We start from the raw sequence: 21,838 nt of genomic DNA on the forward strand, positions 1-21,838 counted from the left end.
ATCTTCCAATCTTAATATTAAAATCATTTTATATTTGTAGGTAATATTATAACAAATTCACATCCCTTTCCAATATCGCTATTAACATATATTTTCCCCTTATGTAAATCTATAATATGCTTGGTTATAGTTAATCCTAATCCACTTCCACCTTTTACTTCTGAATTAGCATCTACAATTTGATTAAATCTATCAAATATAGCTTTATGGTACTTGGGATCTATTCCTATTCCGTTATCTTTAACTATAATTACGACCTTATCATTTAGGTCTTTTAAGATTACTCTTATCTCTCCACCTTCTGATGTAAATTTAGCTGCATTGCTTACTAAATTAACTATACATCTTTCAATTTCATAACTGTCACACATTATAATTTTTTCTTCTATTTCTGGATCTATGATTAAATTTATTCCCTTATTTTTAATATAATCTTTTAAACTTAAAGAAGTTTCTTCTACTAAATATACTATATCATGTTTTTCCAAATTTATCTCATATCTTCCACTTTCAATTTTATTTGTATCTATTATATTATTTATTAATCTTAATAATCTACTAGAATTTCTTTTTATTATTTTCATATAATAATTTAGTTTTTCTTTACCTATTCCAGATTCTTGCTTATTTAATTCTGAAATCAACTGTTCTGTTGATGATATTACATTTAAAGGAGTTCTTAGCTCATGAGATAAATTAACAAAATAATTATTTTTTCTTTTTTCTAAATCTATTACTTTATCAAATAATTTTCTGTTTTTCTCCATTTGTTCTCTTAATTGCTTTGTTCTTTTTTCAACCATCCTATCTAAATTCTTTAATTTAGTAATGCTTAAATATATTATTAAGACAATTAAAAGAATATAAATACTTATAGCTCCTGAACTTTTCCATAAAGGAGGTTTTATAGTAAATGTAACTTGACTTTCTTCACTTATACTACCATCTGGCATTTCAATTTTCACCTTTAATGTATGCTTTCCTGGCTTTATATTATTATACGTAAATTCATTAAAATTCCCCATATTCCAATCGTTATCTATTCCCTCAAGCTTATAAAAGTACTTTATAGCATCTATATTCTTATAATCTGGAACAAACATTTTAACTCTAAACATGTTTTCATATGAATTGAATTTTAATCCATCTATATTTTTATACTCTTTTCCCTTTACTTCAAATTCTTCAAAAAAGACTTTAGGTACACTTCTATTTTTATTTATTTCTAATGGATTAAATATATTTAATCCATTAATCCCACCAAATAAAAATTCTCCATTACTATTTTTAAAATAACTATTTCCATTAAACTCATTACTTTGAAGTCCATTTGATATATTTAAATTAGTGAATATATTATTGCTTAAATCTAATTTCGATATTCCATTATTAGTGCTTACCCAAGGATTACCTAAATCATCTATCAAAATTCCATAAACATTATTATTAGCTAGTCCATCTTTTTCTGTGTATCTTGTAAATTTTTCTGTACTCTTGTCTAATTTATTTAATCCATATTTAGTTCCTATCCATATATTATTTTTTTCATCCTCTACTATTGAAGCTATAGCATTACAACTTATTGTATTGTTATCACCTTTAACTTTAGTATAATTTTTTATAGTCATATCATGTGGATCTAATCTTACTAATCCTCCATTCATATACAACCCTATCCAGTAAATCCCTTCTTTATCCTGATATATACTATCAACATAAGTATCTACTATATTATTATTTTTTAAAATATATGTCATATCCACTACAGTATCATCTTTTAAATTTAAAACATTAATTCCATCTGCTGTTCCTATCCATAAACAATCTTTATTGTCTATGAATAAAGTTCTTATTTGGTTATTTGTTAATCCATTTTCAGTTGTATATACTTTAATTTCATCAGTATTTTTATCAATTTTATTTAGACCATTATCTGTAGCTATCCAAACTTCATTTTCTTTTCCTGTTATAAATTTAATTTTATCACTTACAAGATCACTATTTTTAGAATTTATCCTTGTTACATTTTCAGTTTTAGGATTCATTATATTTAATCCTTTATTAATAGTACCTATCCAGACTAATCCGTCATCATCTTCATAAATACCTTGTATGGAATTATCACTTAATGTATTAGTTAAAAAGGGATGGTGTTTATAATGTTTTATTCCATTATTAGGATCGAATCTACTTATTCCACCAGATGTACCTACCCATATCAAGCCTGTTGAATCTTCCATTATAGAAAAATTGCTTTTATTTATTGAACTAAATTTATAATATTCCTTATTTATATAAGTAATAAAATTATCCTCATCTTCATTGTACATAGATAGTCCGTAGTCTGTACATACCCATACAACGCCCCTAGTGTCTTTTAATATATCTTTAACTACTCCACCTTTTAAATTTCCTTTTTTACATCCTTTTTTTATTTTAAAGTGCTCAGGTTTATATTCAACTATATTATTTGTTTTTATATCCACTTTTAATAATCCTGCTCCAGATGTACCTACCCATACTTTCCCATCATTATCTGAATATACTTTATGTATAGAATTTTTATAAGTATTATTAGTATTATATAAAAATTCTATTTCTTTAGTTTCCATATTTACTTTATTTAACCCATTCTCAGTTCCAATCCATATATTATGATCTTCATCTTCATCTAAACTGTATATAACTTGATTTGTAAGAACTTTTTTATTATCATCATATAGAATTCTTTCAAATTTATCTTCAGCTTCATTGTAAATATTTAAACCATCAGCTGTTCCAACCAATATTTTTTCATCATGAGTAATTAAAATATCGCAGATATTATAATTAGATAAATTTCCTTCTGCTTTCTTATCATAATAATTTTTAATCGTATCATCTTTTAAATTAATCTTACTTAACCCATTTGCTGTCCCGACCCATAAATTTCCTAAATCATCTTCTTTAATTACAGTTATACTATTACTTGCAATACTCTTACTTGAATCTTCTTCATATTTATAAACTTTAAATTCTTTTCCATTATATTTATTTAATCCATCATGAGTACCTATCCAAACGTATCCACTGCTATCTTGAAAAATATCTTCAACACTAGATTGAGATAACCCATCCTCTATACTAATGTTTTTAAAATTAATATTATTATATGCCTTAACATGGTTTTTAGCATTTATTACAAAACTAAAAAATATTACTAAAATTATTATTTTTTTCAATATCAATCTTTTTTTCATTTTTACTTCCTTTTCGACAATATTTATACAATAATTATACTACAATATTATTTTTTAATACAATATTTTATATTAATAACTCAATATTCCTATTGAAATTCATGTTATTTTTTATTTTTTAATTATTTATATAAATATAATAAAAATCAGTTTATATTAAAACTAATTATTCTAACTTTAAAGATTAATACATAATTTTAATATAAATTATATAATCATCTTTTACTTTTATACCAACTAGATATCCATGCTCCTATTAAACATACTATAATAAATATTATTAAAATCATATACCATGGCATAAATAACACATCCTTATTAAAAATTTCTTCATTAAAAATTTCTTCTTATTTATAATGATTTGTTATTTTAATTATATTTATTCCTATATAAACAGTATTTTCAACTTAAAATTCAATTAAAAATATATTTTTTTAAATTAATTATTATTTTTGTAACACATTATTGTTAAAGTTTATATTATATAACGAAATAGATTTTAAAAATATATTGAAAGAAGGGTGTTACTATGAATGAAAATGATTTTAAACATGATGAAATAAACTATATGAATGAAGAGATTGATGATAACTATTTAGATAATGATATACCTTATAATAAAGATAATTACTTAAATAATAATAATAATAACAATTCTTACTTACTAGGAAACAGCGTTAATTTCTCAGTCAATGATAATGATAATGAAATTAAAGCTGATATGATTGTACAACCTAAAAAAACAGTTAGAATATGGGGACAAATTATGGATTGCAATGGTAATAAAATACCTTGTGCTTATGTAAAGTTATTGAAAGTCACTCCTAATGGATTAATTGGTGTTGCACATACTTTAACAGATTTTGAAGGATTTTATCAATTTGATATTTGTGCATGTAAAAATGGAAATAAATACACAGTTGTAGTTGGTAAGGCTGCTACTGGATGTGAAAGAGTTGTCTCAACAGGCTTAACACCAAAAAACTGTGATTGTGATGATTTTAAAGATTGTTACTAGAATCTTTAAACTTGAAAGAAGGGATTATTTTTGACTAAAGGCATAATCTTAGCTGGTGGAAGTGGTACAAGACTATACCCTTTAACTATGATAACATCAAAACAATTTTTGCCTATATATGATAAACCAATGATTTACTATCCTCTTTCAACATTAATGCTTGCCGGTATCAAAGACATCTTAATAATTTCAACTCCCCACGATCTTCCTAATTTTAAAAAATTATTAGGTGATGGTACCTGTTATGGAATTAATCTATCATATAAAGAACAACCTTCTCCAGATGGATTAGCCCAAGCTTTTATATTAGGTGAAGATTTTATAGGTAATGACAATTGCGCAATGATACTTGGTGATAATATATTTCATGGTAATGGCTTTACAAAACAATTAAAAAAAGCAGTAGAAAACAATAATGGTGCAACAATTTTTGGATATTATGTAGATGATCCTCAGCGTTTTGGTGTTGTAGAATTTAATAAAAAAGGTCAAGTACTTTCATTAGAAGAAAAACCTAAAAAACCAAAATCAAATTACGCTATTACAGGACTTTATTTTTATGATAACAATGTATGTAGTTATGCAAAGACTTTAACACCATCTAAACGTGGTGAATTAGAAATTACTGATTTAAATAAAATTTATTTAAGTAAAAATAAATTAGATGTAATAACTTTGGGACGTGGATATACTTGGTTTGATGCCGGAACTGTAGATAGCTTAACTCAAGCTACTGAATATGTAAAAATCATAGAATTGAAACAAGGTCTTAAAATAGCTTGCCTAGAAGAAATTTCTTATAAAAATAATTGGATTGATAAAAAAACATTGCTTAAGAGTGCTGAAGCCTATGGCAAAAGCCCTTATGGTGCTCATTTAAAAAATGTAGCTAATGAAAAAATTATTTACTAAAGCATTAAACAAATTTTAAATATTCGTTAGAAAGTGAGCCCTCTATGAAAAATTTCACATTATTTTTATCAAATATAAACAATTCTCTTCTTACAAAAGATGTTGGTGTTATACCATTTGTTATGCAAAAATATTATGGTTACAAATCCAGCATTATTACTATGCATAAAGAAGATAGTTTAATTGATAATAATCTATATTTAGATAATATGGATGTTAATCTTATAACAGATGAAGACTACTTAGTGCAATCATTAAAAAAAACAGATGTACTTATGCTTATTGGAATTTATGATTTTAATCTAAATATTATAAATAAATATAAAAACATAAATTCTACAGGTAAAATATATCTTAAACTTGATGCTAACAGATATTGGATGAATAGACTAAATGAAAATATAAATCCGACAATACTTAAAACTTTAAAAAAATGCGACTTAATAACTGTAGAAGATAGCAAACTTCAAAAGTTTTTAAATCTAAATTGGGGATTAAATGTACAAGTTTTCCTTAATGGATATTATGATTTTGTACCAGAAAAAATAATAAATTATGAAAATAAAAAAATACCATTTTATTTGTAGGTAGAGTTGGTGCCCCTGAAAAATCTAATGAAATTTTAATAGAGGCATTCAAAATCATACAAGATAAAATAAGTAATTGGAATGTAGAACTAGTTGGAAATATAGATCCAAATTTCTCAAATTATTTAAATAAATATTTTAAAGAAAATCCTAATTTAGTTGATAGGATTATTTTAAGTGGAAGGTTAGATAAAAGATTATTAAAAAAAAGCTATGAAGATGCTAAAATATTTTGTTTAACTTCCCAATGTGAAGCATGTGCTAATGTATTTGCTGAGTCCTTATCAAACGGATGTTATTTAATCTCTTCTGATGTAGATGGTGTATTAGATATTACTGATTTTGGACACTACGGAAAGATACTTCCAACAAACAATGCATATGTACTTGCTCAAATTCTGTTAGAAACTTGTAATAATGATAATTTGCTAAAAACAAATTGTAAAAATTCTCAAATATATGCAAAAAGTAATTTAAAATGGATTGATATTTGTCATAGATTAGATAATTTAATTAAGTATGTATAAATAAAGTGGACAGAATGTAAAACAAACCAAACTTTAAAATAAGCTGTATTAAAATAGAATTTCTAATTACTATTTTAATACAGCTATTTTAATTAATTTATATATTAATTAAGCTTTTTATAAGTCTTAATAAATAAATCTCTATCTGAATAAAAACCATTTGAAGTATTAACTATACCACAATCATGAGTGCACCATGGTATATCTTGTTTAGGGACAACAACTTTATATTCTTTATTTTTAAATTCTAAACATTGAGATATATCATAAAAATGCCATCCTTTAAAGATGTCTTCTCTCCAATGAAGATCATATTGTGTTATCATAATTAGCCCATCAATACATTCTACCTCTTCATACAATTGATTCGGATTTTCAAAATCTAACAGTGCAAGTACTCCTGTACTGCTTTGATAAATTTTTCCAAATTTATTTATTCCTTCCCACCATATACCACTATCAGGTATAGTTTTAACACCGCACATTCCAATTAATCCTATTTTTTCATCTGAATTAAATATATTTAATATATCTTCTATAAAGTTTTTATTAATTATCATTACATCTTGATGGAGATAAACCTTATACTTAGAATCACAATTCTCTATAGCATAATTATAGGCTTTTGTTATACTTTCTGCATTTCTGATAGGTAATATTTCAATATCAAACCCCACTGGTACTGTAAGATTATCTATATAATACTTACTTTCTTTATATGCTAATTCATCATTAACAGTAATTATAAAGCTTATTTTATTATTATTCATTTACATTAATCCCCCTAAAGAAATAATAAGTTCATCTAAATTTCTATTAGAAGCTTCTTGTTTTATTTTATCAATAACTTTTTCTTTATTGATAATCTCTTTATTAATAAAATACTTAATATCATATATAAAATAATCTTCATTATTTTCATACATATTAAATATATAATCGATAGTTTCAATATCATAAACATCATTATCAATTCTCATAAGCATATATTTTAACTTAATTAACTCTGGTTTAATATACCTATTAGGATCTATAATTTTACCCGCTTTTATACGATACTGATATATATAATATTGACTCCTCATTTCTTCATTTGTAATTCTACAAAGTTCGTTTATTAATTGATGATCTGGTTCATTTACATAAATATTATTATATTTTATATCATTAATTTCATATCCAGTCACAGTAAATAATTTTCTTATTTCTTCTAAAGTAAAAAATCTTAAATGTGTTCTATCTAAAATTCCTTGATCTGTATAAGTAAATTTCCCATTAAGAATATCTCTAATAATCGTTATATGGATTAAATTTGGAATACTCGCTATAATTTTTCCTGATAATTTCAAATATCTTTTCAACTTACCCATAACTTCCCACGGATTTATTAAGTGTTCTAATACATCTCCTAAAATTATATAATCAAAAAAATTTTCTTTATAGCTAATTTCCATGTTTTCTATATTACCTACTATAATATTAGAAATTCCTTTAGCTATTTCAGCTGCTTTTTCATTTATCTCAATTCCATAGGTTTCTACATTTTTAAATTTATTTTTTAATTCTATAAGTGTTGCTCCTGCTCCACACCCTACTTCTAATACCTTTATTTTTTTTCTTATATCACAATCCATCATTTCTATCAAATCATTTCTTGCATTATTACTATAACTAACATTAAATCCCCACTTATAATCTAATTTAGCCCTATTTATTGAAAAGTACATAGAAAATTTATTCATATCTTTACTAAAAGAAACACTTCCAAAATGATGTATAAAACAATCATTACATAATAATAAATAATAACCTTCTTTTAATATCCTTAAAGATATATCATCATCTTCATAATTTCCTGGAGTAAATAAAGGATCTAATAAGCCTGTTTTGTTTAAAACTTGTTTTTTTATAAGATAACAAAATCCTATCAATTTAGTTTTGTAAAGCCATTTTTCTTCATTTGATATATTGATTTTGTCAGAAAACTCTAACATTTCTTGTATATCATTATATGCTACACCAATTTGCTGTCCATTAGAGCAATTATTAGTTATTGCCCCAACAGCACCTATATTATCTTTACTATATAAAGCCTTATCCAAATTATTTAACCAATTAGGAGTAACTATTGTATCATTATTTAACAGTAGTATATTTTCTCCTTTAGCTACATTTATCCCTTGATTACACCCTACTGGAAATCCCAAATTCATTTGATTTAATATTAATTTTAAATCTTCTTGTTCATTTAACCACTCTACAGTTCCATCTGTGGAATTATTATCTATTACTATTATTTCATAATAATTTTCAGGTGTAAATTTTCTAATACTTTCAATACATAATTTTGTATATTCTAATTGATTATAAGTTAAAATAATTATGCTCGTAAATCGTACTTTTTCAGTAATAACAACATTATAATCTCTTATATAATTTAACGTCTCTATACCTGTACTTATATTACCATTCATAAATAAAAAACTCCTTATAAATATTTAATGTAATCACTTATTTTTATTGGATATTCTATTTTTGGTGGAAATACCTGTCTTCTTTTAAATTCTCCTTTAAAATATTTTCTATTATATTCAATCTTATCTAAATCTGGTACAAATGTTGCTGCTAACTCATTAAAGAAATAAGAACAGTTTAATTTCCCCATTTGAAAGTAACATACACATAATTGAAGACTTGGGATCCATGTATAGTAATCTTTAAAATCAATTGCTGGATTTTCTTTTTCATGCCTACAATCTAAAGCTGTTCTGTACCAAAATGCTGCTTGTTTAAATTTAGATTTTTCTAAATAATATTCTCCAAGTGAACAACAAATATCTGCTCTAGGAATATCTACTTGAAAACATTCAAAAATTATTCTTGGTATCTTATCTTTCATATCCATTAATTTATAACAATCAACTATTTTGGAATACGCTGTTTTTACATCTTCTATCCACCCTTGTTTAGTTTCTAAAAATTTCCTGTAATTTTTAACAGCTTCTTTATAATATCCATTATCCTTTAATTCATTTGCATAATATAAAAGATCCCTTGGAGTAAAAATAACCTTCTTCTTCTCCATATCTCTAAATATTTGAAGATTTCTATCTGTATATTCTTTTACCTTACCATGCTCTATTGCAAACTCTCCAACCAATCTTTTTCCATAAACTTCTAAATATTCATGTACATGTCCTATCCATTTAAAATTCATAGATCTTTTTACAATTCTATTTCTTCTTAAAGAATAATTAATTTCGCCATTAGAATTTCGTCCTAAAATATATTCAGCACTTACATAATCATAACTTTTATTAAAGCTTGATAATAAATTCTCAATAATTTTTATATTCTTTTGATCTATAAAATCATCACCATCTAACCATAAAATATAGTCACTAGTTGCTTTACTAAATGAAAAATTTCTAGCTTTAGAAAAATCATTTACCCATTTGAAATCATAAATTTTAGCATTAAATTTTTTTGCAATATCTTTTGTAGAATCCTTAGATCCAGTATCAACAATTATAATTTCATCAATAAAAGATTTTACTGAATTTAAACAACGCTCTAATGTTTTTTCTTCATCTTTTACTATCATGCATAAACTTAGTGTTATTTTCTTTCCCATATAATAACTCCCTTCATTTAAAATCGTTCTGTTAATTTATATGAACATTAATCTTATCAATCTTATAAAATAGAATAAATTTAACAAGAAAACAATATTCCTATTAAAAAAATCACTTATTTATAATATGAAACTTAATCAAAATATGTACCATAAATTTTTTCTTTTATGTTGCTGTCATTCTTTGTCAACTTACAAATAGCACTCTATCTCCCACACTAACTAGAAGTATTAATCCTGATTGTCCTCTAGTAGATACTGTATTTAAAGATGTTATTGTTGTATGACGTTCTTATGGGGCTTGCCCATAGAGTCTTGGATTTTCTAAATTATATAAACCTTTTAATACAGGAATAAGTCGAATACAAATCTGCTAAATCCATCTCCTCTACAAATTCACTTAGTAAACGTACTGAATCATTAACTGGTATCATATAATTAATATTTAATTGAAGTTTTAATTGATATAACTCTGAGGAGTTTGAGATTTATTTTTTTGCACTAAAAAAGAGCTTCGCACTATTTTTTAGTGCGACAGCCCCATTCATTGGTTTTATAAATCAAATACAACTCTATTTAATCTATATCTAATTTATTAAGCTAATTTTACAATAGAAATTTGAACGTCATCAAATGTTCTAGTTCCTCCAGATGCATTTATTAGTTGTAAAATATTTGGTCCAGCTCCAGTGTTTACAATAGCTGTTCCAGTCATTTCTGGACTAGGAGGTGTTCCAGTTGAAGTAGAACCTGCATCTGTTCCACCAACCAAAATTCCATCTAATGTTAAATTAAGATTATAATAACTACCTGCTGGTAAACCTGTATCAAACCCAACGGCTCTATAAACGACCAAATATTGTTGATTTGGTGCTAATACAATATCAGTTGATCCTGCAGTATGAGTAATTGCTGTTCCATTAATTACTACATTTGTAGTAAGTGGAATAGGAGTTGTATCTGCTATTGCTTGAGTTGGCTGTTCACTTACTATAAATGCATTATTTGAAGTTATTAATGGACCGGTTGCTCCGGTTGCTCCGGTTGCTCCTGTTTCTCCGGTTGCTCCGGTTACTCCTGTTTCTCCTGTTTGTCCTGTTACTCCTGTTGCTCCTGTTGGGCCTGTACAACATGGACCTGTTGCTCCTGTTAACCCAATTGGACCTGTTGCTCCTATTGCTCCGGTTACTCCTGTTGCTCCTGTTGGACCTGTGCAACATGGACCTGTTGCCCCTGTTAACCCAATTGGACCTGTTGCTCCTATTGCTCCGGTTACTCCTGTTGCTCCTGTTGGACCTGTACAACATGGACCTGTTGCTCCTGTTAACCCAATTGGACCTGTTGGACCTATTTCTCCTGTTGCTCCTGTTGGGCCTGTTGATCCCTTAGGACCTATAGGACCTGGAGGACATACTCTAGTAACACCATTAGAACTGCAACAAATATTACAGTCATTATATCCTTTATTACAGTCATTATATCCTGTATTATTTCTATTATATAAATATTGATTTCTCATATAATAACACTCCTCTTAATTAAAATCATCACTTTGTTTTTCATTAGCATTGTAAAATACTATCAAGAACTTTAGTTATTACCTCACAACTACAAGCTTCGCCTAAAGAAGTTACTGGAATTCCATTATCTAAAATGGTATAACTAAATTCTATTGTTGAACTATTCTTTAATAATTTCGAATTCGGTAATGAAACTATTACAACTTGGAAACTTATCATAATACTTGAATAAGCATTTAATGTTCCTAAAGGTATTCCACCATCAAAGTTTTCATTATATTGAGGCTCTAAATTTATTAAAACACTTGCTGGTAATAATTGTACTTCTTCTGGTAATGAATCATAAAATACAACATCGTCAATTTTGATATTACTATTATTAGTAATTAATACAGAATAACTTACTATTTCACCAACTTTTGCAGTGCATTTATCAACTGTCTTTTTCATCCCAACATTTATTCTAATTACAGGTATTGTTAACACTTGACTGTAAGCAGTTAAAATATTAGTATTTTCGTCACAATAAGTCACTATAGCTTGATCTTCTATTTGTGATGGTGGATTATACTTTACTACCTCAACATCAAAAGTAACTATTATATTTGAACCTGGTTTTATTGATCCTATATTAATATTGCTATTAATTTCATTTATATCTGTACAGCAACCATTTATTGTAAAAGTGCCTGGTATAAAGTATGCTCCTTTGCTCATTATATCTCTTATTTTTACACAATTAGCTTTTGTATCTCCTACATTAGTTATAACTATAGAATATTTTACCCTATTTGATATACCAAAAAATATATAGCTTTTATCAGCGCTTTTTACTACTTTTAAATCTACCACGTGTTATTTTTCTCCTTTCTAAAGCATTTCTAATTATAAATAAACTAAATTTAGTTTATTTATTCTAAGCATCATAAATCATTATATGATTTCTTATATCCATTTGTTCTTCTTCATTTCTATAACACTGATACCTTATTTACTAATAATTTATATTACTAAAAAGCACATGTCTTAAATAAAACATGTGCCTTAAAATTTATTTTTGATTATCTATATTTTAATAATACTAAATTATATTTTCAATTTATATATTTTCTATACTGATGGTCCATCTGCAAATTTAAATACACGTAAATCAGCTGCAGAACCGCCACCAACTCCTGAGATAGTTCTAGTTACACCACTAGTATTAACTAAAGTAATAGTAACTGGAGTTGTTGTTACATTAATTAATGTTCCACCTGCTATATTACCTCCACCATTAGGTCCTAGTACAGGCTCTGGAGCTGCAACAGTTATATTACCATCTACAAATAAAGCAAAAGAACTTGGACCATCTGGCTCAGTGACACCGACAGAAAAATCTGCATAATAAAGACCTGGTTCATTAATAGTTATAGTATCTGTACCATTAAAGCTAAGAGCAGTTCCTGCAGTGCTTACAGGTGTAAAATCAACTGTATCATTAGCATTCAAAGTTTGATCTGTATTACGTGAAACCTCAATAAAACTAGATAAAAATGGGCCTGTAGGTGCAGTAGGGCCTGTAACTCCAGTTGCTCCTGTTGGACCTATTTCTCCTGTTGCTCCTGTTGGACCTGTACAGCATGGACCTGTTGCTCCTGTTGGACCTATTTCTCCTGTTGCTCCTGTTGGGCCTGTTGGACCTTGTGCTGGAACTCCAGTGTCTACTCCACCAATAAACCAATTTCCATTAGGTCCTATAACTGGACTATCTCCTGTCGCTCCTGTTGGGCCTGTACAACATGGACCTGTTGCTCCTGTTGGGCCTTGTGCTGGAACTCCAGTGTCTACTTCACCAATAAACCAATTTCCATTAGGTCCTATAACTGGACTATCTCCTGTTGCTCCTGTTGGGCCTGTTGGGCCTTGTGCTGGAACTCCAGTGTCTACTCCACCAATAAACCAATTTCCATTAGGTCCTATAACTGGACTATCTCCTGTCGCTCCTGTTGGGCCTGTACAACATGGACCTGTTGCTCCTGTTGGGCCTTGTGCTGGAACTCCAGTGTCTACTTCACCAATAAACCAATTTCCATTAGGTCCTATAACTGGACTATCTCCTGTTGCCCCTGTTGGGCCTTGTGCTCCTGTTGATCCCTTAGGTCCTACAGGACCTGGAGGACATACTCTAGTAACACCATTAGAACTGCAACAAATATTACAGTCATTATATCCTTTATTACAGTCATTATATCCTGTATTATTTCTATTATATAAATATTGATTTCTCATATAATAACACTCCTCTTAATTAAAATCATCACTTTGTTTTTCATTAGCATTGTAAAATACTATCAAGAACTTTAGTTATTACCTCACAACTACAAGCTTCACCTAAAGAAGTTACTGGAATTCCATTATCTAAAATGGTATAACTAAATTCTATTGTTGAACTATTCTTTAATAATTTTGAATTTGGTAATGAAACTATTACAACTTGGAAACTTATCATAATACTTGAATAAGCATTTAATGTTCCTAAAGGTATTCCACCATCAAAGTTTTCATTATATTGAGGCTCTAAATTTATTAAAACACTTGCTGGTAATAATTGTACTTCTTTTGGTAATGAATCATAAAATACAACATTATCAATTTTGATATTACTGTTATTAGTAATTAATACAGAATAACTTACTATTTCTCCAACTTTTGCAGTACATTTATCAACTGTCTTTTTCATTCCAACATTTATTTTAATTATTGGTATTACTAACTCTTGACTTTCAGCTACTAATACATTCCCATTCTCATCACAATAAGTTACAATAGCCTTATTTACTATTTCTGATGGAGGGTTATATTCTACAATCTCAACATCAAAAGTTATTATTGTATTGGATCCTGGTTTTATTGAGCCTACATTAATGTTTCTGTTAATTCCATTTATATCTTGGCAGCATCCATTTATTGTAAAAGTACCTGGTATAAATTGTGCTCCTTTGCTCATTAAATCTTTTACTTTTACAGAGGTAGCTTTAGTATCCCCTATATTAGTTATAGAGATAGAATATTTTATTCTATTTGATATTCCAAAAAAAACGTAGCTTCTATCAGCACTTTTTAAAACTTTTAATTCTACCACGCGCTATTTTTCTCCTTTCAAAGCATTTATAACCAATACTAATAACCAAAAAATTATTGTTTTGATTTGCTTTATAGATAATATATTATATGATTACATAATATATTTTGTTACAAATATTTTATTGATTAACAAGACATTATTTTAGCATTAATTAAAATTGTAATATTTTTAAAGAAACATCTAGAATCTATTTTCTTATAATAAATATCTTCAACTTTACCCTCTATATCTATTTTACTTCCAACTACATAAGTTGATGGTAATATTAAAAAACTTGAAAATGGTATTGAATAATGTGCTGAATGTACTGATTGTTCTTCAGTAGCAGATGTATATTCAACTAATTCCTCTAACACACCTCTAACAATTAATTTATATCCTGATAATATTTGTCCTTCATTTGATATAATTGATGGAGTGCTTATAACATGACATTCTAATATTTTGGCTTCCACTTTCATATCATTTATTTCTTCTATATCTGGTTTTACACATGGTATACATAATTTATCATCTATTGATATTTGTTTAAACGTACTTATTCCAAGACTAACTTCACTTGTTTCATATTCATTACATCTAGAAATTTTTTTACCAAAATCCCCATTGCATATATTATAATCAAAATTTACTGAAGCTTTGTTTATAATTAATCCACTGCAATTTGAAGATTTAACAATAACTCTATAAGTTACTATAATATATTCTCCAGGATTTATAGAGCCTACGTATACATCTATATCATGACCTATATTATTAATTGGGTTTCCATTCACTTCAAAAGTATCATCAACTAAACAAACTTCAGGCGGTAACTTATCGGTAAATAAAATATTTCTAGCTTCCAAAGTTCCAACATTTATAAGTTTAACTTCATATGATACAATATCTCCTCTAGATGCTATTTTTTTATCTGCAGTTTTTATTATTTTTACTTCAGCAACATCTATTTTTATAGATACTATATTACTAGTCTCATCCATTGTCTTCAAACAATTATCTAAATTGGCATCATAATTAAACTTTGCAATAGCACTATTTTCTATATATCCGCTACTAGGCCTGCATATAACTCTAGCTTTAAATGTTAATGTCTTAATTTGTCCTGGTTTAAGACATCCAATATCAATTCCAGATAATACACTCTCATCTGGTAATGGTATATCACATAAAACTACACTACCCATTTTAAATTCTAATTCACTTACTAAAGTATCTATAATTGTAACATTATTAACTAATATATCACCTTGATTAATAATAGATATATTATATTTTATAATATCTCCTACTACTGCATTTTCTTTATCTACACTTTTTTGCAATATTATATTACTATTACATTCATCTATATTATTAACAGCCATAACTTCCTCTCCTTTCTAACAGAACTTTACATCTATAAATAAAAGTATACATTTAAATATATTTCTACAATCTAACTTTCTTGTATGAACAGACTCTACATAACTGTTTACGCTTATTCTGTTAGCTCGAAGTAAATCACATACATTATGTCCATCTATTTCATTAGGTACTATGACAAAAAAACTCTTAAGATTTTCATAATGAGCTGCATGAACAGATTGCGTTGGCTCATCTGCTACATAAGTTATTTTTTCTTTTAATCTTAATTCAATTACAAGTTTACTACCTGTAAGAACTTGACCTTCATTTGATTTTCCCACTTCAGTTTCTACAATTCTTAAATCTTCAATTTCTGGTGAAACAATAACTGATAATATATTTTCTATATCTGGTTTTTCACATGGTATTGTTAAAATTTCTGATATCTCTTCTTCCTTAAAATAAGTTGCCTCTTTAGGTAATATACCTTGTGTACAGGTTCCTTTAAATATTGCCATTTTTGATCCTCCTTTAACAACTTATATCCGCAATTAGTAATAGATTTATATTTCCATATACGCATCTTTCATCCATTTGTTCTACTGATATATCTTCTACTAATGCTGATGGATTAATATATGAATCTTTATTAAATTTTTTTGGTAAAACTATATACCCACAAAATGGAATACTTTCATGAAATGTATGCACAGATTGGGTAGTTTCATCTGCAACGTATTGTATTTTGTAATTTATATCACCACTAACTAATAATTTATAGCCTGTTACTTTTTGGCCTTCTAATGATAATCCTACAGGTGTTTTCACTATTTCATATTTTAATATTTTAGTATCCGCTGATACCTTTATAATTTGTTCTATATCAGGTTTTTGGCATGGTACACAAAAAGTACTTTCAAAATTAACTTGTTTGAAATTTTTCATACGACTTCTTATGCAATTATCAATTCCATTATACTCAATTAATCCCCTAACAACAGATGCCATATTCATCCTCCTTACAATCTCTATCAAATTTAAACTCATAAAATGATTTGCTAGTATTAATATACCAGCAAATCAGTTTTGCATTATAAGCTATCTACAATCACATTTTGGTGTTCCACATGGTACACATGGATTGCAATTTGTTCCATCTAATCCTGTTGAAACTATTTTTTCTTCTCCACCAGTAGATGCCTTACCTACTAATAATCTAAATGATGTTCCATCTGTACATGGACAAATATCAAATTGGTAGAAACCTAAGCAGTCTGCTATTGTATGAGCAACTCCAACATATTCACCATTGCTTGTAACTTTTATTAATTTTAAATATGCATATGGTACTGGTTGACATGAACAATCTCTTACTTGTCCCCAAACTCTTACACTCTCTCTGTAACTAACAGTAACATCTGCTTTGATTTCGCTATCACAATTATCAATAGTAAAATCAATACTATTTCCTACCACATATGAATCATCTACACATTGTTTTGCCCCTGAATTAGATGGAGCTCCATATTTCATATTTTCACCATAATTATAATAATTTTTACTCATAACTAACCTCCTAAAGTTATCTTTGCATTAATAATATATTCTTTTTTTATTTTATTGTTACAATATAACAATTAATAATCTCTAAATTGTTATTACTGTATTCTCATAATAATTATTGTATTAAAATATTTTTAAATGGTGATTATAAATTATAAAAAAAAATTAGGATACTTAAATTAATAAGATATCCTAATTTAGTATTTTATTATTAAATTTTAATTTTAAATATTTTTAAGACTTTATAGATATATATGGTCTTATTTTGGCTACAAACAACAAACATATATTAGTATATACAGATACCTTATTTCTCCTTTCAAAACTTATATCTTCTATACTATAATCTATGTTTATTTTACTGCCAATTTTAAAGTTGTCTGGCAACACAATAAATGTTGAGAACGGTATATGTTCATTTGTTATATAAATTGATCTGTTGCATTCATCTGACGAATATTCTATTACTTCTTTTATTATTCCCTGCAAAACTATCTTATATCCAGTTAATTTTTGTCCTTCATTTGATTTTCCTTCTATTGTTTTAACTATATGATATTCTAATATATCTATATCTGCACTTACATTATCAACTTCTCCGATAAATGGTTTATCCTTTTCTTTGTATATTTTTTCTGATCTAGATAAATACTTAAATGTAGAAATTGTTGATGTAACTTCTAATTTATTTTCAATCTCTTTTCCTCTAAATACTAATCCTGTACTTTGTTTATAATCAAAATTAACCTTTGTAGTATTAATAATTCTTCCATAACTACTAGCTTTATCATATTTAACACTATAACCTATAATTCTTTTTTCTCCAACCTTTAAATTGCCTATTAATATCCCTTTAGATAAATCTATATTATTTACAACTTGATTATCAATATTAAATTTACCATCAATTAATGTTAGTGATTCTTCAATTTCTTCTTTTACTACTATATTTTCAACTTCCAAAGTTCCATCATTCTCTAGATTAATTATATAAGTAATTTCATCACCTAAAGATATATTATCTTTATTACATTTCTTAGTTATCATTATACTTGCCAATTGTATTAAAATACTATTTTCATTACTTACGGCATTACCTTCTCTTAATTTATCTTCACCTGGTATACTGTACTGATACTGACCAATAGAAACATTAGTTACTATTCCCGATTTTGGTCTTGAGATTATTTCTGCATCAAATGTTATTTCCTTAGTACATCCTACTTTTAATAAACCTATATTTATTCCTGACAATATGCTTTCATTAGGTTCACTTAATCCATTAATTTTAATAGTATTATCTAAGAATTTTAATTCTGGTTTTAGTATATCCCTAATTATTATATTATCTAGGTCTACATTTCCTTCATTCTCTGCTAAAATCTTGAATTTCACTATATCTCCCACTATAGCTTCTACAACTAACGATTTTTTTCTTATTATTAATTCAGGTTTTATTAAATTAACAAGGCATGTATTAGAATTAGCTATTATATTATTTTCTTGTTTATTTTCTCTATATTTTCCTTCCAATTTTATTTCACTTAAAATATTTTCCTTATCATTAGCACTTATAACTTCGACTATAACTTCTATTATTTTAGTATCTCTAGCTTTTATTTTATCTATATAAAAAGTTATAAATTCATTGTAACTATCTACAGTTTTTAATTTTATAGAACCCATGGTAATATCACATAACCTTAATTTTTTTTCTATCTTTTGTGCTACATTTACATCTATCAATTCACAATCACTATTATTTTCTATCTCTATTATATAAGTAAACATTTGTCCTAAACCTATATCTATATTACTAGATTTAAGTTGTATGTTAATCAAATTATCTAAATCTATATTATTTTTTAAGTTTAGATCATTTTCAATAACTTTGTTTTGTTGAATTGTATTATCAAAATCATTTTCCATTAATCTCCTTCTCCCTTTTAAGTTTTTAATTAATATACATTGTCTTAATTACAACACATAATCAATATTATAATTATTCAAATTACAATCTCTTTATTACAAAATATATTTGCTATTTCATGTATCTAAATATTTTTATAATTACTTATATTTTATAAATCCATTACATAAATATTAATATAGTTAATTTTTATAGGGGGGATTCAGTGTTTTTAGATAATTCATTTAATTATAATCAAAATAATATGGATTTTAGCTCTATTAAAAATATTAATATAAAGTTAGAAGACATAGACAATATCAATATTATTTCTTATAATTGCGATAAAATCATTGATAATTGGGATGTCATTAACAATACCCTAATATTAAATATCTCCTTTATACTTAAAATTTTATATACCAAAGAAGGGTCTTCATCATTAAATGTCTTAAAATATAAATCTTATTCTCATGAAATTATTAATTTACCTAACAAAATTGATGGTTTTGATTTACATAAGATTAATGTAAAAAAAAATTAAAACCTACTTGTGATATTCTTTCACTTTCATTAATAAATATGACTTCTTCTTATATTTGTTTTTCATTATTACTATTTAGTCAGATTAAAGTTTTATATTCATTAAGTATTATTTATAAAATAAGTGATAATAAAAAAATAATTATTTATATTCATCTAATATTTTTTTTGATAATTTAGTTCAGCTTAATTTTATACCCAAAACTTATGAATATATTTGTTTCTCTTCTTATGATGATGTTTTTTTTTATTATAACAACAACAGTATTTACGAATATTCATTAATAAATAACAATGAAACTTTACTATTCACTGATAAATATTTAAAATGGTTTTACCCTATTTCAAAAAATAAGTTTATTATTTATAAATCCTATGAAAATAGTAATTGTATCTCTCTTATAGATATAACTGATAAAGAAATTTTACTATATAAATACAATGGTAAATGTAAATTTAAATGTTTTAATTTTAATTCTAATATATTAAGCTTCATAATTCATAGTGATAAAGAAAAGCAACTAGTAGCTTTAAATATATACAATGAAATTCTACTTAATATTAAATGGGAGTTCGATAATTTATTTCTTAGCCAATTTACTCCTATATTATTAAGCTGCAATAAAAATAATTTAAAGATAATTAATATATTAAATAAATCAATACAGGAAATTCTAATTCCATTTGATGATTTTATTTTAAATAATATAGTATTTTTTTCTGACAAAACAGCTATTATTTCGGGTGTCTCTAATAATACAAGCTATTTATTGTCATTTAATATTGAAAATTTAACATTTAATGAATTATTTAAGGGAGAGTTCATAATTTCAAATATAGATACTGATAATAGAGGAAACTTAATATTTTCATCTAATGAACTTAATCTTTTTAATATATATACTCTTAAACTTGGTGAAAAACCTAAACTATCTTTAAAATTATTTTCTCAAAATTTAAATTTTTTAGTTAGAAAGTAGGGAGACTTTATGAATACATTTTCCAAAGATTTACCAATTGAATATTATGGTATAGATAATGAATATAACGATCTTAATGCAACTATAACAGAAAAAATAATACATCTTCCTGATAATGTTAAGCCTAAAAATATTATTCGAGTATATTCTAACTTAGATTTAATTTTTAATAGTGAAAATAATACATTTAAAAATATATATTATTGTATTTGTAATGTTTCATTGAGCATAGAATATATAGATTATAATGATGATAGTACTATAAATATATTTAATGATTATATTTATTGTCCTCTACATTTTTCTATTGCTAATAGTTTTGACATTAATAAATTTAATCCAAAAATTTCACATATTCACTTAAAGCTATTAAATACATCTACTATTTATATATATTTATCTATATCGCCTTATTGAAAGTTAATAATATGAATAAATCTATTTTTATTAAAGGTTTAACAGATAAAGAAACTTTAAGTGATAAACTTCTTCAAAATATGTCAATAGATATAGTAAAAGATACTATTACAACTACAACTTCCATTAATGATTTATTTGAAATCTCTATTAATTCAAGTATAGTTGATACTTCATCTATACTATTTCAAGATATGAATTTAAATATATTTAATTGTGAATTCAAATTTAATATCATAGGAATAGATGCTTTCAACAAAGGAATTTTTTATAATTATACTTACAATTTTATACTAAAATATAAATCATTTAATAAAATTTCTCATTGTAATTTACTTTTATTAGATGGATATGCTTATAAGACTTCTGATTTTAGTATAGATTTTAATATAGTTACTGCTTTAGATTTTTCCATTGAGCATAAAATTAATACTAAACAGATTGTTAATCCAAACATTAATAATGATGTTACTGACCCTAGAATTAAATTATTATTTGATAAGGAGTTTATCTAA

The 21,838-nt window shown here is 26.0% G+C and carries 20 protein-coding genes and 1 pseudogene; 8 read left to right on the forward strand and 13 right to left on the reverse strand.

All coding sequences use genetic code 11. The annotated features are described in order from the left end of the window. Nucleotides 1-23 precede the first annotated feature (23 nt). Nucleotides 24-3,239 (reverse strand): ligand-binding sensor domain-containing protein, encoded by a 3,216-nt coding sequence (locus BGI42_RS09880; protein WP_069680148.1) that lies wholly within the window; start codon nt 3,237-3,239, stop codon nt 24-26. A 529-nt stretch (nt 3,240-3,768) separates the two neighbouring features. Here BGI42_RS09880 and BGI42_RS09885 point away from each other — a divergent pair. Genes BGI42_RS09885 through BGI42_RS16635 form a run of 4 tightly spaced genes read left to right on the forward strand, consistent with a single transcriptional unit; the run spans nt 3,769 to nt 6,283 of the window. Next, nucleotides 3,769-4,257, forward strand: coding sequence for a hypothetical protein (locus BGI42_RS09885; RefSeq protein WP_069680149.1), 489 nt, complete (start codon nt 3,769-3,771; stop codon nt 4,255-4,257). A 30-nt stretch (nt 4,258-4,287) separates the two neighbouring features. After that, nucleotides 4,288-5,169, forward strand: coding sequence for a glucose-1-phosphate thymidylyltransferase RfbA (rfbA, locus tag BGI42_RS09890; protein ID WP_069680150.1), 882 nt, complete (start codon nt 4,288-4,290; stop codon nt 5,167-5,169). Nucleotides 5,170-5,213: 44 nt separating this feature from the next. Then, on the forward strand, nt 5,214-5,756 hold the full coding sequence (locus BGI42_RS09895; protein WP_105165917.1) for a hypothetical protein: 543 nt from the start codon (nt 5,214-5,216) through the stop codon (nt 5,754-5,756). 38 nt (nt 5,757-5,794) lie between these two features. Next, on the forward strand, nt 5,795-6,283 hold the full coding sequence (locus BGI42_RS16635) for a glycosyltransferase (RefSeq protein ID WP_420825943.1): 489 nt from the start codon (nt 5,795-5,797) through the stop codon (nt 6,281-6,283). Between the two features lie 104 nt (nt 6,284-6,387). Here BGI42_RS16635 and BGI42_RS09905 read toward each other — a convergent pair whose 3' ends face one another. From BGI42_RS09905 to BGI42_RS09965, 12 genes and pseudogenes are all read right to left on the reverse strand, one after another. Continuing rightward, nucleotides 6,388-7,053 carry a glycosyltransferase family protein gene (locus tag BGI42_RS09905; protein ID WP_069680152.1) on the reverse strand — a complete coding sequence of 222 codons (666 nt, stop codon included), beginning with the start codon at nt 7,051-7,053 and terminating at the stop codon, nt 6,388-6,390. Continuing rightward, nucleotides 7,054-8,757: a bifunctional glycosyltransferase family 2 protein/class I SAM-dependent methyltransferase gene (locus BGI42_RS09910; protein ID WP_069680153.1), complete on the reverse strand. Its 1,704-nt coding sequence runs from the start codon at nt 8,755-8,757 to the stop codon at nt 7,054-7,056. Between the two features lie 14 nt (nt 8,758-8,771). Next, nucleotides 8,772-9,917 carry a glycosyltransferase gene (locus BGI42_RS09915; protein WP_069680154.1) on the reverse strand — a complete coding sequence of 382 codons (1,146 nt, stop codon included), beginning with the start codon at nt 9,915-9,917 and terminating at the stop codon, nt 8,772-8,774. Between the two features lie 1,021 nt (nt 9,918-10,938). Next, nucleotides 10,939-11,301, reverse strand: a pseudogene (locus tag BGI42_RS16640) (hypothetical protein); the annotation flags it as partial. Between the two features lie 178 nt (nt 11,302-11,479). Next, complete coding sequence (locus BGI42_RS09930; protein ID WP_069680155.1) at nt 11,480-12,289, reverse strand: DUF11 domain-containing protein; 810 nt, start codon at nt 12,287-12,289, stop codon at nt 11,480-11,482. Between the two features lie 258 nt (nt 12,290-12,547). After that, complete coding sequence (locus tag BGI42_RS16080) at nt 12,548-13,708, reverse strand: hypothetical protein (protein ID WP_069680156.1); 1,161 nt, start codon at nt 13,706-13,708, stop codon at nt 12,548-12,550. Nucleotides 13,709-13,751: 43 nt separating this feature from the next. Further along, the gene (locus tag BGI42_RS09940; RefSeq protein WP_069680157.1) at nt 13,752-14,561 is read right to left on the reverse strand and encodes a DUF11 domain-containing protein; all 810 of its coding nucleotides are present in this window, start codon (nt 14,559-14,561) and stop codon (nt 13,752-13,754) included. A gap of 128 nt (nt 14,562-14,689) precedes the next feature. After that, nucleotides 14,690-15,931: an SPOCS domain-containing protein gene (locus BGI42_RS09945; protein WP_069680158.1), complete on the reverse strand. Its 1,242-nt coding sequence runs from the start codon at nt 15,929-15,931 to the stop codon at nt 14,690-14,692. 15 nt (nt 15,932-15,946) lie between these two features. Next, nucleotides 15,947-16,429, reverse strand: a complete 483-nt coding sequence (locus tag BGI42_RS09950) for a DUF3794 domain-containing protein (protein WP_069680159.1) — start codon at nt 16,427-16,429, stop codon at nt 15,947-15,949. 13 nt (nt 16,430-16,442) lie between these two features. Beyond that, nucleotides 16,443-16,919: a DUF3794 domain-containing protein gene (locus BGI42_RS09955; protein ID WP_069680160.1), complete on the reverse strand. Its 477-nt coding sequence runs from the start codon at nt 16,917-16,919 to the stop codon at nt 16,443-16,445. A 90-nt stretch (nt 16,920-17,009) separates the two neighbouring features. Beyond that, complete coding sequence (locus BGI42_RS09960) at nt 17,010-17,477, reverse strand: hypothetical protein (protein WP_069680161.1); 468 nt, start codon at nt 17,475-17,477, stop codon at nt 17,010-17,012. Nucleotides 17,478-17,708: 231 nt separating this feature from the next. Beyond that, entirely contained in the window at nt 17,709-19,403 is a 1,695-nt protein-coding gene (locus tag BGI42_RS09965) for a COG1361 family protein (RefSeq protein ID WP_069680162.1), read from the reverse strand. 206 nt (nt 19,404-19,609) lie between these two features. Between BGI42_RS09965 and BGI42_RS09970 the strand changes: the two genes are divergently transcribed. From BGI42_RS09970 to BGI42_RS09985, 4 genes are all read left to right on the forward strand, one after another. Continuing rightward, nucleotides 19,610-19,927, forward strand: a complete 318-nt coding sequence (locus tag BGI42_RS09970) for a hypothetical protein (RefSeq protein ID WP_105165920.1) — start codon at nt 19,610-19,612, stop codon at nt 19,925-19,927. 769 nt (nt 19,928-20,696) lie between these two features. Next, complete coding sequence (locus tag BGI42_RS09975; RefSeq protein WP_105165921.1) at nt 20,697-20,906, forward strand: hypothetical protein; 210 nt, start codon at nt 20,697-20,699, stop codon at nt 20,904-20,906. 9 nt (nt 20,907-20,915) lie between these two features. After that, nucleotides 20,916-21,323: a hypothetical protein gene (locus BGI42_RS09980; protein WP_069680164.1), complete on the forward strand. Its 408-nt coding sequence runs from the start codon at nt 20,916-20,918 to the stop codon at nt 21,321-21,323. Between the two features lie 11 nt (nt 21,324-21,334). After that, nucleotides 21,335-21,838, forward strand: coding sequence for a hypothetical protein (locus BGI42_RS09985; RefSeq protein ID WP_069680165.1), 504 nt, complete (start codon nt 21,335-21,337; stop codon nt 21,836-21,838).

Origin of the sequence: Clostridium taeniosporum (genome assembly GCF_001735765.2) — a bacterium.
Lineage (GTDB): Bacteria > Bacillota > Clostridia > Clostridiales > Clostridiaceae > Clostridium > Clostridium taeniosporum.

Excerpts from the sequence above, each read along its gene's own strand:
- BGI42_RS09880 (WP_069680148.1), bottom strand. The coding sequence starts at position 3,239 with ATGAAAAAAAGATTGATATTGAAAAAAATAATAATTTTAGTAATATTT.
- BGI42_RS09885 (WP_069680149.1), top strand. The coding sequence starts at position 3,769 with ATGAATGAAAATGATTTTAAACATGATGAAATAAACTATATGAATGAA.
- BGI42_RS09895 (WP_105165917.1), top strand. The coding sequence starts at position 5,214 with ATGAAAAATTTCACATTATTTTTATCAAATATAAACAATTCTCTTCTT.
- BGI42_RS09905 (WP_069680152.1), bottom strand. The coding sequence starts at position 7,053 with ATGAATAATAATAAAATAAGCTTTATAATTACTGTTAATGATGAATTA.
- BGI42_RS09910 (WP_069680153.1), bottom strand. The coding sequence starts at position 8,757 with ATGAATGGTAATATAAGTACAGGTATAGAGACGTTAAATTATATAAGA.
- BGI42_RS09915 (WP_069680154.1), bottom strand. The coding sequence starts at position 9,917 with ATGGGAAAGAAAATAACACTAAGTTTATGCATGATAGTAAAAGATGAA.
- BGI42_RS16080 (WP_069680156.1), bottom strand. The coding sequence starts at position 13,708 with ATGAGAAATCAATATTTATATAATAGAAATAATACAGGATATAATGAC.
- BGI42_RS09945 (WP_069680158.1), bottom strand. The coding sequence starts at position 15,931 with ATGGCTGTTAATAATATAGATGAATGTAATAGTAATATAATATTGCAA.
- BGI42_RS09950 (WP_069680159.1), bottom strand. The coding sequence starts at position 16,429 with ATGGCAATATTTAAAGGAACCTGTACACAAGGTATATTACCTAAAGAG.
- BGI42_RS09955 (WP_069680160.1), bottom strand. The coding sequence starts at position 16,919 with ATGGCATCTGTTGTTAGGGGATTAATTGAGTATAATGGAATTGATAAT.
- BGI42_RS09960 (WP_069680161.1), bottom strand. The coding sequence starts at position 17,477 with ATGAGTAAAAATTATTATAATTATGGTGAAAATATGAAATATGGAGCT.
- BGI42_RS09965 (WP_069680162.1), bottom strand. The coding sequence starts at position 19,403 with ATGGAAAATGATTTTGATAATACAATTCAACAAAACAAAGTTATTGAA.
- BGI42_RS09980 (WP_069680164.1), top strand. The coding sequence starts at position 20,916 with ATGAATACATTTTCCAAAGATTTACCAATTGAATATTATGGTATAGAT.
- BGI42_RS09985 (WP_069680165.1), top strand. The coding sequence starts at position 21,335 with ATGAATAAATCTATTTTTATTAAAGGTTTAACAGATAAAGAAACTTTA.